General features: G+C 52.0%; 9 protein-coding genes. All 9 read left to right on the top strand.

Annotated features, from left to right (window positions below):
* Nucleotides 1-6 precede the first annotated feature (6 nt).
* The 9 genes from KK083_RS05105 to KK083_RS05065 all read left to right on the top strand — a co-directional run bounded on the left by KK083_RS05105 (nucleotide 7) and on the right by KK083_RS05065 (nucleotide 13,424).
* The gene (locus KK083_RS05105) at nucleotides 7-873 is read left to right on the top strand and encodes a 4Fe-4S dicluster domain-containing protein (protein WP_254161367.1); all 867 of its coding nucleotides are present in this window, start codon (nucleotides 7-9) and stop codon (nucleotides 871-873) included.
* A complete protein-coding gene (locus KK083_RS05100; RefSeq protein WP_254161365.1) occupies nucleotides 870-1,379 on the top strand; it encodes an NADH-quinone oxidoreductase subunit J family protein in 510 nt (169 codons plus the stop codon). Before KK083_RS05105 ends, KK083_RS05100 begins: the two co-directional genes overlap by 4 nt.
* The gene (gene nuoK, locus KK083_RS05095; protein ID WP_254161363.1) at nucleotides 1,376-1,684 is read left to right on the top strand and encodes an NADH-quinone oxidoreductase subunit NuoK; all 309 of its coding nucleotides are present in this window, start codon (nucleotides 1,376-1,378) and stop codon (nucleotides 1,682-1,684) included. The genes KK083_RS05100 and nuoK overlap by 4 nt, the downstream gene beginning before the upstream one ends.
* 4 nt (nucleotides 1,685-1,688) lie before the next feature.
* Nucleotides 1,689-3,623, top strand: coding sequence for an NADH-quinone oxidoreductase subunit 5 family protein (locus tag KK083_RS05090; RefSeq protein ID WP_254161361.1), 1,935 nt, complete (start codon nucleotides 1,689-1,691; stop codon nucleotides 3,621-3,623).
* A gap of 67 nt (nucleotides 3,624-3,690) precedes the next feature.
* Complete coding sequence (locus KK083_RS05085) at nucleotides 3,691-5,304, top strand: complex I subunit 4 family protein (RefSeq protein WP_254161359.1); 1,614 nt, start codon at nucleotides 3,691-3,693, stop codon at nucleotides 5,302-5,304.
* Between the two features lies 1 nt (nucleotide 5,305).
* Nucleotides 5,306-6,775 carry an NADH-quinone oxidoreductase subunit N gene (locus KK083_RS05080; protein ID WP_254161357.1) on the top strand — a complete coding sequence of 490 codons (1,470 nt, stop codon included), beginning with the start codon at nucleotides 5,306-5,308 and terminating at the stop codon, nucleotides 6,773-6,775.
* A 104-nt stretch (nucleotides 6,776-6,879) separates the two neighbouring features.
* Entirely contained in the window at nucleotides 6,880-8,763 is a 1,884-nt protein-coding gene (locus tag KK083_RS05075) for an amidophosphoribosyltransferase (protein ID WP_254161355.1), read from the top strand.
* Nucleotides 8,764-8,984: 221 nt separating this feature from the next.
* Entirely contained in the window at nucleotides 8,985-12,029 is a 3,045-nt protein-coding gene (locus tag KK083_RS05070; RefSeq protein ID WP_254161353.1) for a SusC/RagA family TonB-linked outer membrane protein, read from the top strand.
* Between the two features lie 12 nt (nucleotides 12,030-12,041).
* On the top strand, nucleotides 12,042-13,424 hold the full coding sequence (locus KK083_RS05065) for a RagB/SusD family nutrient uptake outer membrane protein (RefSeq protein WP_254161351.1): 1,383 nt from the start codon (nucleotides 12,042-12,044) through the stop codon (nucleotides 13,422-13,424).
* Nucleotides 13,425-13,582 lie beyond the last annotated feature (158 nt).

Genomic DNA, 13,582 nt, shown 5'->3' with positions numbered 1-13,582 from the left:
GTTCTGATGAGAGGATCGCAACCATCATACTGGGAAAGTATCCGGCATTCTGTTCAGTCGCTGTCAGCGGGACTGAAGCTCACCTTCCGTCACCTGTTGAAGGCGCGGAAAAGCCGTAAGCCTGTTGCCATCACAGACCGGTATTACTTTGACCAGCCTGAAGGTATCGCCACCATTCAGTATCCGCATGAGATCCTGCCTGTACCTGACACCGGGCGCTACAGGCTTCACAATGAGATCGACGATTGTATTGTCTGTGACAAATGCGCCAAGATCTGTCCTGTGAACTGCATCACCATCGAGCCGGTGAAAGCCGTGGAAGAGATCGGGAAAACCTCCGACGGTACCCCCAAGCGCATCTACGCGGCAAAGTTCGACATCAACATGGGGCAGTGCTGCTTCTGCGGGTTGTGCACTACGGTGTGCCCTACAGAATGTCTCACCATGACCAAGGTGTACGACTTCAGTGTGACCGACATCCGCGAGCACAATTACGCCTTCGGTGAAATGACACCGGGTGAGATCGCTGAAAAGAAAAAAATACTGGAAGAGCACCAGAAGAGTAAGGTGGCAGCACAACAACCTCAGCCTGTGACAACGCCGGCCGCTGCAGAAGTGAAAACAGCGGAGGCAAAAGAGCAGTCATCTGAAGCGCCCAAAGCGCCGGCAGCCAAGCCCGTGTTCAAGCCCAAGATCAAACCGCCGGGAACGCCTTCAGCACCTCCGGCACCACCTGCACCTGAAGAGGCGAAGGCTCCCGAGGCAAAAGAGCAAGCACCTGAAGCTCCCAAAGCACCGGCAGCCAGGCCCGTGTTCAGACCCAAGATCAAACCGCCGGGAACAGCTCCGGCATCACCACCCGCCGAGTCATGAACACGCTCACGTTTATATTTTACTTTTTTATGCTCACCGCAGCGGCGTCGGCAACGGGCATCCTGCTAAGTCGCAACGTGTTCAAAGCTGCGCTGATGCTGCTGGTGTGTTTGCTTTCGATCGCAGCGCTGTATGTGCTTTCCTTCGCCGAGTTCGTGGCCATCACGCAGATCCTGGTGTATGCAGGCGGCGTACTGGTGGTGATCATCTTCGGCATCATGCTCACGTCAAAATTATCAGGCAAACCGTTGCAGGTAGGCCACACCAATATTTTTGCTGCGGTGCTCTCGGGCATCCTGCTTTTTGCGCTGCTGGCGAATTTCATCACCGATGATGTCTTCGCCGTTCCACAACACGCGGTTGAGACTCAGGGCGCATTGCAGACCATCGGCACAAATTTCATGACGGCCTATTCACTTCCCTTCGAGATTGCCGGCATCCTGTTATTGGCAGCGCTGATCGGTGCCGCCGCGATCACTTCTTTTATGAAATCAAAGAAAGTATGATGCCGTCACTGCAACACCTCCTCTACCTGGCGGCATTTTTATTCTGCACCGGTCTTGCTGTTGTTATGGTTAAACGCAACACCATTATGATGCTGCTGGGCATCGAGCTCATGCTGAATGCCTCGAACCTGAACCTGGTAGCGTTCAACCGGCTGTATCCTGCTTCACTCGACGGGCAGATGTTTGCGCTGTTTGTTATTATTGTGGCAGTATGCGAAGCCGCGGTTGGCCTGGCCATTGTGCTGCGGGTTTACCAGCACTACCAGACCTCGGTGCCCGACGAGATCAGCGAATTAAAAGGTTAAGCATTTGACGGCGCTTTCTTTCCATACCGACCCCACACTGCTGCTGTGCATCTTCGCGGCACTGCTGCTTCCATTGCTGTCGTTCGGAGCATCCGTATTAACACCCCGTCAATATTCCTGGCTGGTAAGCTTCAACGCTCCCCTGCTGTTGCTGGTCAGTGCCATCTGTGCCGCCGTTGCGCTCACCTCGCGCTGGAACGACGACCCTGCTTTGTTTCAGATCACGTGGTTCACCGTGGGCGATCAGCCGCTATCGGCTAATATTTTACTGACCAACACATCGCTGCTCATGCTGGTGGTGGTGTCCGTCATTTCTTTCCTCGTGCATCTCTACTCCACCGGCTACATGGCGGGTGATAACGATCTGAAAAAATACTTCGCCATGCTGGGGTTCTTCACCTTCTCCATGCAGGGCATTGTGCTGGCCGACAACCTCCTGATCCTTTTTGTGTTCTGGGAGCTGGTGGGGTTCTCATCTTACATGCTCATCGGCCACTGGACAGAAAAGCTGGCCGCGGGGCAGGCATCTAAAAAAGCTTTTATCCTCAACCGCATTGGTGACGCAGGTTTCCTGGTAGGATTGATGATCGTGTGGGCTAATACCGGAACCCTCGGCATCACGGAGCTGCTCTCTTCGGGAAGTACTTATCAATGGCAAACAGCCGCATCGTTGTGCATCTTCTGTGGTGTGATCGGCAAATCGGCACAGTTTCCGTTGTTCTCCTGGCTGCCGGATGCCATGGAAGGCCCTACGCCGGTGTCTGCGCTGATCCACGCCGCTACCATGGTGGCTGCGGGTGTCTACCTGCTTGTGAGGATCCATCCATTGTTCACACCCATGGCACTGACCGTTGTGGCTGTCACTGGCATGGCAACGGCGATCATCGGGTCACTGGCAGCCTTGTTCCAGTACGACATCAAAAGGATCCTCGCTTACTCCACTATGTCGCAGCTGGGTCTGATGGTGATGGCCATCGGCATCGGCATTGTGAATGCGGCATTGCTCCACCTTTTTACGCACGCGTTCTTCAAGGCATGTCTCTTTCTTTCGGCAGGGTCGGTGATCCACGCGCTGCATCGCGCGCAGCTGCGGGCACATCACCATTTCGATGTGCAGGATATCCGGAACCTCGGCGGACTCAGACAAAACCTTCCCGTTACGTTTCTCACCTTTTTACTCGGCGGTGCTTCGCTGGCGGGCATCCCGTTCTTTTCGGGCTTCCTCTCCAAAGAGGCGATCCTTGCCGCAGTGTGGAGCACTGACAGCAGTGTGCTTTCGTGGTCGCTGCTCGTTGCCATGGTCAGCGTTTCTTTCATCACGGTGCTGTACACTTTCCGCATGATCTGGTATATATTTATGGGAGAAGCGCGTAAACCACTTCCCGTGGCACCCGTTGAGCCCCCGGTGATCATGCGCATGCCGGTGGTGTTGCTGGCACTATGCTCACTGTGGCTGGTGGTATCGTGGAACCCTTTCGATTTTATCGGGTGGCTGTTGCCGGAAGCTTACTACACCCATGTTGCCTGGGTCACTGCTTTTTCAGTTGTATGGATAGCCGCTGCGTTGGGCGTGAGCTACTTTGTTTTCAGAACAGCACGCTTCGATTCAAATGCCATTTTGGAGAACGCTTTTTACGTTGACGCCGCCGGCAGCAAGGTGCTTGGAAAAATAGTGCAAATCAGCGCAACAACTGCTTCCCATATCGACAGGAAATGGATCGACGGACTCATTCACGGAAGCGCTTATGCCCATATCACCATTGCCCACATCACCGGATGGGTAGACAGAACCCTGGTAGACGGTTTTGTGAACGGTGTGGCGTATCTGTCAAAAGGCATCGGCGCTTTCACCCGGTCGTTCCAGGCAGGAAAAATTCAGGTTTATATTTTCTGGGCAATTTTAGCAATCATTATTTTTCTAATTTGGACCTTGAAATAATGCGTATACCAGTCTGGCAAACACCTGTAAGTTTTTCAGACCAGTATATCCCATCAACGTAACAGGAATGCAGCAATATTTACTTTCAGGTTTGCTATTCACACCACTTGTTGCAGCATTCATTGCTTTATTTCTTCCATCCCACGCGTCAGGCACCTTCAAACTCGTTACACTGATCACCTGCGTGATACAGGTTGTACTGCTTCTGCTCATGTTATCTGTTTACGATAGCACGGGCGGTCTTCAGTTCGTAGAGCAGCATGCGTGGATCACCCTGGATCTCGGATCATGGGGCATCCTGAAAGCGGAATACCTCGTAGGGCTCGATGGCCTGAGCCTCCCCCTGGTAAGCCTCACCGTGGGTGTGATGCTGATCACCACGCTCTCATCATGGACTGTTGAAAAAAATGTAAAAGGATATTTCATTCTCCTGCTGATCCTCAACACGGCCATCATTGGAACTTTCGCGGCCCTCGATTTCCTGTTGTTCTATCTCTTCTTCGAATTTATGCTGCTCCCGATGTTCTTCCTCATCGGCATCTGGGGCGGTGCGCGGCGCGAATATGCTTCTGTGAAATTCTTTCTCTATACACTGCTGGGTTCTATCCTCATCCTGGTGGCACTCATCGCACTATACATCTCTGTAAACGATCCATCAGTTCCGGGAAGACTGGTGCACAGCTTCAACCTGCTGCACATGAGAGACCCGAAGAATTTTATTTCGAATGCCATCCTGGACCCGAACAATCCATGGATGATCGGACCGCTGTCGGCAAGGTACTGGGCCTTCCTGTTGTTGTTCATTGGCTTTGCCATCAAACTTCCGATGGTGCCGCTGCACACCTGGCTGCCCGATGCCCACGTTGAAGCGCCTACTCCAGTGTCGGTAGTGCTCGCGGCGCTGTTGCTGAAGATCGGCGGTTATGGACTGCTGCGAATCGCTTACCCCATCTTCCCCGAAGCGGCGTTGTATTTCAGCTGGCTCGTAGCCCTGTTGGGTGTGATCTCTATTGTGTACGGGGCGCTCACCGCCATGGCAAGCAAAGACCTGAAACGCCTCATTGCATACTCGTCTGTTTCACACATGGGCTTCGTGCTGCTCGGCATCGCCTCCTTGACCATAGAAGGTGTTACCGGTGCCGTTTATCAGATGGTGAGCCACGGCATTATCTCCGCCATGCTGTTCCTGCTGGCAGGTGTGCTCTATGACCGCACGCATGACAGGGTGATCGATAACTATTCGGGCCTCGCCGCTAAAATGCCTGTATTCTTTGCCGCGGTGCTGGTAGCATTCTTTGCTTCGATGGGGCTTCCCGGATTCTCCGGATTCATCGCCGAGGTCATGGTGTTTCTCGGTGCATTCAAGTCGGGCTCCGCCAACGGCCTGCTTCACGAGAGTTTCGCGATCATCGCCACGCTGGGCCTTGTGTTAGGCGCCGCCTATTACCTGTGGGCACTGCAGCGGATGTTCTTCGGGCCCTTTCATGTTAAGGGAGATGCCGCAGCCATTGCGCTGACAGACCTGAACAACCGCGAATACAGCATGCTTGTACCCCTTGCCATTGCCGCACTCATTTTCGGTATCTTTCCGCAACCGCTGATCAGCTGGATCAATCCTTTCGCACAACATTTTTCCGATGCCGTGCTCACCCTGGGGAAAAGTTTAACACCGATCCATTGACATGGCACAGCAGTGGAACAACCAGCTCAACGACATTGCAGGAAGCCTCTCCTGGTTTATACCTGAGCTCATCCTTGCGCTCTTTCTGTTGCTGCTCATCGCGTTAGCACTTTTCAAAACAAACCGCACCGTATTACTCACCTGCTGCATGGCAGGTTTTATTCTCTCCGGTGTTGGTGTTATGGCTACGGGTTTGAGCACACAGGCAACGCTCTTCGGCGGAATGACGCGGGTAGACGGCCTAGCCAGCTACCTGAAAATACTGATCGACCTGGCCGGGTTCATCACCTGCCTGATGTCTTTTGAAAAACCTTCAACGCACCGCGCGGAGTATTTTGCACTGCTGATGGCTGTGGTGCTGGGTGGTCACCTGCTGGTGGCAAGCACTCATTTCCTCATGATCTTCCTGTCGCTCGAGCTGATCTCCCTCAGCTCATATGTGCTGGCGGGCTATTCATTTACAAAAGCGGGAAGCGAAGGAAGCCTGAAATATTTTCTCTTTGGTTCTGTCGCCTCAGCCGTAATGTTGTATGGATTTTCGTTTCTCTACGGCATCACCGGCACGCTTGACTTTTCATCGCAGGTTTTTTTCGATCAGCTCATCGCGAAAGATGTGCCGATGGTGCTTTTTGCTGCCTTGATGGTGCTCGCTGGATTTTTATACAAGATCGCCGCAGCGCCCATGCACCCCTGGGCCCCTGACGTATATGAAGCTTCCCCCATCCCGGTGATGGCTTTTCTTTCGGTGGCGCCCAAACTTGCCGGCCTGGGTGTGTTGTTGAAGTTCGTGCTTGCCATGAACCTGTTCGGGCAATCGTCTGCTGACTGGCAAGCAATCGTGTGCGCTGTGTTATTACTGACCATCACCATCGGAAATTTTTCAGCCCTCCGCCAGCAGAATCCCAAACGCCTGATGGCCTATTCATCCATCGCACAATCCGGTTTCCTCCTGGTTGGTGTGGCGGCTTTCCTTCCCCAGGGCGTACATTTTATGCTTTTTTATGCCAGTGTTTACCTGATCATGAATTTCGCTGTTTTCGTATACCTCGACTTCTTCGAAAAAAAAAGCATTACTTCGATCGCGGGTTTCAGCGGCGCGGGCAAAAATCTCACATGGCCTTCCATCGGCTTGCTGGTGGGGCTGATCGCCCTCACGGGGCTTCCCCCCACTGCCGGGTTTACAGCCAAACTTTTTATTTTTTCAGCCCTGTGGCAATCCTATGAGCTGTCGGGCAGGGCATTGTTGCTCTGGGTGGTGGTGATCGGATTGCTCAATACCGTGGTTTCGTTGTTCTATTATCTGCGGATTCCCTACTTTGCTTTCCTGAAAAGCGGTGAACCGGCCGAAAAACAGAATAATATTACATTTCAAAATCTTTTAGGTTTTATTCTGGTTTTATTGCTGCTAACGCTGTTCTTCATCCCCGGCATATTGATGGGATGGATTAATAAAATTAACTTTGTGCTTTAGTCAGTTAATAGTTGGCGGTTAAACGGTTTCACAACAGAATTTTCTGATCCTGGAATTTGTTTTAAGCCTGTCAACCGTGAACTGTGGACAGATAACTGATTTGTATGAGCGACCAGATTCTTCATGAATGCGGAATAGCCCTGATCCGCCTCCGAAAGCCACTCTCGTATTACATCGATAAGTATGGCCCGACGTATGCCATGAATAAGATGTATATCCTGATGGAAAAACAGCACAATCGCGGTCAGGATGGCGCAGGGGTCGCCAACATCAAGATAGACGTAGAACCAGGCCGCCGTTACATCAGTCGCTACCGATCCGTTAAAGCCCAGCCCGTAGCCCACCTCTTCAAGAAGATCAGCAAAAAATATAAGAAAGCACAAAAAGCAGGTAAAGGTAAGTTCAGAGACGAACACTGGCTCAAAGAGAATATCGCCTTCACCGGCGAGCTCTGGCTCGGACACCTGCGCTACGGCACCCACGGCGTGAACAGCATCGAAAATGTGCACCCCTTCCTGCGTCAGAATAACTGGAGAAGCCGTAACCTGGTAATGGCCGGCAACTTCAACATGACCAACGTGGAAGAGCTGTTCGACATCCTGGTGAACCTCGGCCAGCACCCCAAAGAAAAAGTAGACACCGTTACGGTGATGGAGAAGATCGGCCACTTCCTCGATGAGGAAGTGCAGGGGATCTTCGAAAAATATAAAGACAAGTATTCCAACCGCGAGATCTCGGAGATCATCGAAAACGAGATCAACCTGCAACGTGTGCTGAAGAGAGCTTGTAAGGACTTCGACGGCGGATATACCATGGCAGGCCTCACCGGCTCAGGCTCGGCATTTGTAGTGCGCGACCCGAACGGCATCCGTCCTGCTTATTTTTATGCAGACGATGAAGTGGTGGTAGTGGCCAGTGAAAAACCTGCCATCAAAACCGCGTTCAATGTAGAATACAACCAGATCGAAGAAGTGCTGCCGGGGCATGCGCTCGTCATCACCAAGAGCGGTGAATTTGAGCAGCATCCCATCATGAAGTCTGGCGAGAAAAAATCCTGCAGCTTTGAAAGGATCTACTTCTCCCGCGGCAACGACCCGGACATTTATCGCGAACGGAAACAGCTGGGCAGACTATTGGTACCCCAGGTGCTGCGTTCCATCAACTTCGACCTCAAGAATACCGTTTTCTCTTACATTCCCAACACAGCAGAAACAGCCTTTTATGGCATGATGGAGGGAATAGAAGAGTATCTCATCAAAAAACAGAAGGAGATCATCATCGAGGGCAAGCCGACCGTGGATTCGCTTGAAGATATTTTGTCGTTCAGGCCGCGTGTAGAAAAACTTGTACTCAAGGATGTGAAGCTCCGCACCTTCATTACCGATGACGAGCACCGCGACGAGATGGTGGCTAACGTTTACGACACCACGTACGAGGTAGTGAAGAAAGGAAAAGATACGCTGGTGGTCATTGATGACTCCATCGTGCGGGGAACCACACTTGAAAAGAGTATCTTAAAAATGCTCGACCGCATCGGTCCAAAGAAGATCGTGGTGGTTTCCTCAGCACCGCAGATCCGGTTCCCTGATTGTTACGGCATCGACATGAGCAAAATGGGAGAGTTCGTTGCTTTCCGCGCCATGATCGGCCTGCTCAAAGACCAGGGCAAAGATTACCTGCTGGGCGAGATCTATGAAAAATGTACCCGTGCCCGGGGACACCAGAGTCAGCTGAACTATGTGAAGCAACTCTACGAGCAGTTCACGGACGAAGAGATCAGCCAGAAAATTTCCGAGATCGTAAGGCCCGCCGATATGAAAGCCGACCTCGAGGTTGTTTTTCAAACGGTTGAAAACCTTCATAAGGCTTGTCCGCGTCACCTGGGCGACTGGTACTTCACTGGCAACTATCCTACCCCTGGCGGCATGAAGGTGGTGAACAGGTCGTACGTGAATTACATGGAAGGAAAACTCGTCAGAGCGTACTAAGTAGTTGTGCGCTGTTAGTTACGAGCTGCAAGGAAGTGCAGTGGGCAATATACCATTTACCGGAATCTGTAGCTCGAACCCATATTTTCACTCTTACCTCTTGAAACTCAAAGCTGGCATCTCGCAGCTCATGAGCTCATGTCTCATCTTATTTCAAGTTTACTACCGCTAGAATAGTTTTTCTCCCTATCTTAAGGTTAAGATAACCTAAATCTTAATCTATGAAGAAAATTCTACTATCAACGGTAGTATGGCTATGCCTATTATTGCCAGGCCACGCGCAGGAGAGAACAGTCTCCGGAAAAGTAACCTCCACCGAAAACGGCGCGCCCGCTCCGGGCGTGAGCGTGCTCGTCAAAGGAACCACCAACGGTACTGCCACTGATGTTAATGGCAACTATACCGTAAACGTTCCACCCGGAAGCAACACCCTCGTATTTTCATTTATCGGATTTAAAACCGCTGAAGCAGAGATCGGCGGCAGAACGATTGTAGATGTACAGCTCGATCCGGATATAACACAATTGTCAGAAGTTGTGGTGGTGGGCTACGGCACACAGATCAAGCAAGACCTCACCGGCAACATTGCTTCTGTTGGCGGAAGAGAGATCCAGAACCTTCCCATGCCGAGCTTCGACCAGGCGCTGCAGGGCAGAGCTGCCGGTGTTTTTATCGAATCCGGTAACGGAAAACTGGGGCAGGGAATAAAAGTGCGGGTACGTGGCGCAGCTTCCGTATCGGCATCCAATGAACCGTTGTATGTGGTGGACGGAATCATCATCACTACTGATGACCTGTCGTCTACCGATGCGCCCACCAACCCGCTGGCCAACATCAACTCCAACGATATTGAATCCATCCAGATCCTGAAAGATGCTGCCGCAGCTTCCATCTACGGATCACGCGCTGCCAACGGCGTTGTGCTGATCACCACCAAACGTGGAAAGAGTGGAAAAACTTCTTTCAACGTAAACCTCATGAAAGGTTTCAGCTCACCCACCCGCAAAGCCAAGTGGCTCGATGGCCCCACTTATTACACTGCTTTCAAGGAAGCGTTTGACAACACTGACGCCATTCTGCAGCGTGATTTCGGAGAAGACTTCGGTTCTTACATGTACGGCGAACCCGGACTCACCTTTGATGAAGTGCTCGATTACGAGCTCGGCGACTGGGATAAAAATGCCAACGAGAACTGGGCTAACCTTGCTTACCAGGATAATGCGGGCATCGATCAGATCGATGTATCGGCCAGCGGCGGAAATGACAAGACAAGGTTCTACGCCAGTCTTCAGCACTCAGACCAGAAAGGCATCCTGATCCTCGACCGTTATAAAAAAGTGAGCGGACGCGCCAACATCGATCACCGCGCTTCTGACAAATTCAGCTTCGGTCTCAACTTCAGCCTCTCCAGGTCAGTGAACAACCGCCTCAGCGATGACAACGAGTTCACCACACCCATGCAGCTGCTGGCCCTTCCGCCCGTACAACCTGCACGCATGGAAGATGGAACACTGAACAAGAACACCGTGTATTTCAACGGTCTCATCAAGTCAGAGAACTCTTCTTTTGAGACCACCGTGCTGCGCAATATCTCCAACATTTACGCTGTGTATCAGTTCACACCGAGTCTGTCGTTCAGAAGCGAATTCGGTATCGACATCCTCAACCAGAACGAAGAGATCTGGAATGGCCGGGAAGTAGACTCGCAAACCAATAACATCAATGGTGGCGCTTTCTCGTCATGGACCAACGTCTTCAACTACTCTACCAACAACTACTTCACGTTCAACAAGCAGTTTGATCAGCACAACCTCGAAGTTGTAGCCGGTATGAGCTTCCAGCGCTCAGAGAGAGATCAGACCGAAGCCACGGCACAGACCTTCCCGAACGATGCCTTCAGAAGGCTGGCCAGCACTTCGGTGATCACTGATATCGGTGGCGACCCCACTGACTATGCGTTCCTCTCTTATTTCGCCCGCGCCAACTACAAGCTCAGCAACAAATACCTGTTGTCATTGAGCGGACGTGTCGACGGATCGTCCAAGTTTGGTGTAGACGAGCGTTATGGTTTTTTCCCTGCTGCATCGCTGGGATGGATCATTTCCGAAGAGTCGTTCCTGACAGAATCGCAGACCCTGAGCTTCCTGAAATTAAGGGGCAGCATGGGGCTTACGGGTAATGCGCCCACGCAGAACTTCGCGCCGCTGGCGTTGTATGGCGCCAACACCTATGAGACACAGGGGGGTATCGCACCCACACAGTTGGCCAACCGCAGCCTGAAATGGGAGAACACGCTGCAGACCGATATCGGCATCGACTTCGGATTGTTCAATGACCGCATCACTGGCGAGATCGACTACTACGTTAAAAAAACTGACGACCTCCTGCTGAATTCCAACGTACCTGGCACTACCGGATTCCTCACGCGGTTCATCAACATCGGCGAGCTCGAGAACAAGGGGTTTGAGTTCGTGATCAACTCACAAAACCTGATCGGTCCGTTCTCATGGAGCACTTCCTTCAACTTTGCCAGGAACAGGAACAAGATCACCAACCTGGATGGCAATGTGATCGAGGGTGGTTATCTGAACAGGGCGGTAGAAGGCCAGCCGATCGGTGTCTTCTATGGCATCCAGTATGCCGGTGTTGATCCGGAGAATGGCGACGCGTTGTTCTACATCAACGACCCGAAAAACCCGAACCGCGAGACCACCAACGATTATAATGAAGCGTTCAGGACCATCATCGGAAATCCCAACCCCGATTTCATTGGCGGCCTGAGCAACACGTTCAGCTATAAAGGATTCGATCTGAATTTCCTCTTCCAGTTTGTTTATGGAAATGACGTGTATAACGGCGGTGGTAAATTCCAGCGCGGCAATTTTGTGTACTTCGATAATGCGCTGCAGGAAGATTACGAGAACGCATGGAGAAATCCGGGCGACAAAACCAATGTGCCGGAATCGCGCCTGTTCCTTGACAATGGCGACCAGGAATCTTCGCGCTTCCTGCAGGATGCTTCTTACATCCGGTTGAAGACCCTCAGCCTGGGATACAATCTTCCGAGAACGGTCATCAGCCAGGCATCCCTGGAAAGTGTACGCTTGTACGTGACGGCCGTGAACCTGCTCACGTTCACCAAGTATGATCTCAACGATCCGGAGGTAAATACAGATTACCTCTCCAGCAACATCGGGCAGGGCAACGACTTTTATGCTGCGCCGCAGATCAAGACCGTTTCTTTTGGCATAAGTGTAGGATTCTAAAACATGAACTGTATGAAAAATCTAAAAATATCGATACTGATCGCCGGCATGGTGTTTCTTCAGGCAGCATGCTCTGACGACCTGGAGCTGGCGCCCCAGAACAGTGTAACGGAAGAGGTAGCGCTCGATTCTGAAGAAGGCGTTCAGTCGCTGCTGGTAGGTGCGTATGACCGCCTTGCCGATGACGATGTGCTGGGCGGATGGATCCAGATGGCGAGCGATCTCATTGGCACCAACAACGATGTGAACTGGGCAGGAACATTTACCGATCCCGGCGACATGTGGAACAAGAACATGACCGCCAACAACGGACAGGCTGAAGTAACCTGGACAGAAGCCTATGAAACCATTAACGTTACCAACATCATTCTCGCCCACCTCGATATCGTTACCGATCCCGATGAAAGGGCACGCATCGAGGGTGAGGCCAAATTTATCAGGGGCACAGTTTATTTCGAGCTGGTAAGATTGTATGCAAAAGACTGGGCAGACGGAAACCCGGCCGCGAATTTAGGGGTACCGTTGAAGTTGTCGCCCACCAACCTCGTTTATGATCCTGCCGCCAGCGTGATCTCGAGAAGCTCAGTGTCTCAGGTTTATGCGCAGGTGATCTCAGACCTCACGGAAGCAGAGATCAAACTTCCCGAGGACAATGGTTTTTATGCCACTACCTGGGCAGCAAAAGCGATGCTGGCACGGGTATACCTGCAGCAACGGAATTATGACCTTGCGCGCACCAAGGCCAGCGAAGTGATCGAAACCGGTCCGTTCGCCCTGGTGGATCGTGTAGACCGCGCGTTCAATACAGACAACAATACTTCTGAAGATGTATTTGCACTGCAGGTAACCAACCAGGACGGCGAGAATGCGCTTCAAACCTTTTACGCGGCCACCAGCTTCAACGGGAGAAGGGACATCCGCCTGCGCGCCGAATACGAAAATCTGTTCGCCCCAGGGGATGAACGCCTCAGCAGGCTGATCTATTTCGATGCTTCGGAAAGACGCCTGAGCGGCAAATACAAAGACCAGTTTGCCAACATCAGCGTGATCAGGCTGGCCGAGCTTTACCTGATCCGCGCCGAGGGCAACCTCCTGGCCGGGGGCGCACAGGTTGGTCCCAATACCCCCGGAGATGATCTGCAGGTGATCAGGTCACGGGCAAAAACCACAGACGCACCTCTCAATCCCACCATCGCTGATATCATGCTCGAGCGAAAACTGGAGCTTGGCTTCGAAGGTCATTTCCTGCACGATATCCGCAGAAGGGAAGCTACCATCACCCAGCGTGGCAGTTTCCCATGGAATTCTGACAAGCTCGTGCTTCCGATACCCCAGCGCGAGCTGGATGCCAACAGCGGGCTTCAGGGTCAGCAGAACGCAGGATACGGTATTTAAGATACCACTCCCGAAATAAACTCAAGAGGGTTGCCTTCCGCGCAGGGCAACCCTCTTCGTTTTTAGACGATCGTAAAAAAGTTTCCGTTAATTCCAGCACCGGCATCCGCTTTGCCGCACAATTTTTGCTAATTTAGAATCATATCCATCATAACCCT

Origin of the sequence: Chryseosolibacter histidinae, assembly GCF_018598225.1 — a bacterium.
Taxonomy (GTDB): Bacteria; Bacteroidota; Bacteroidia; order Cytophagales; family Cyclobacteriaceae; genus Chryseosolibacter; species Chryseosolibacter histidini.
This window is presented reverse-complemented; position numbering and strand designations above follow the sequence as displayed.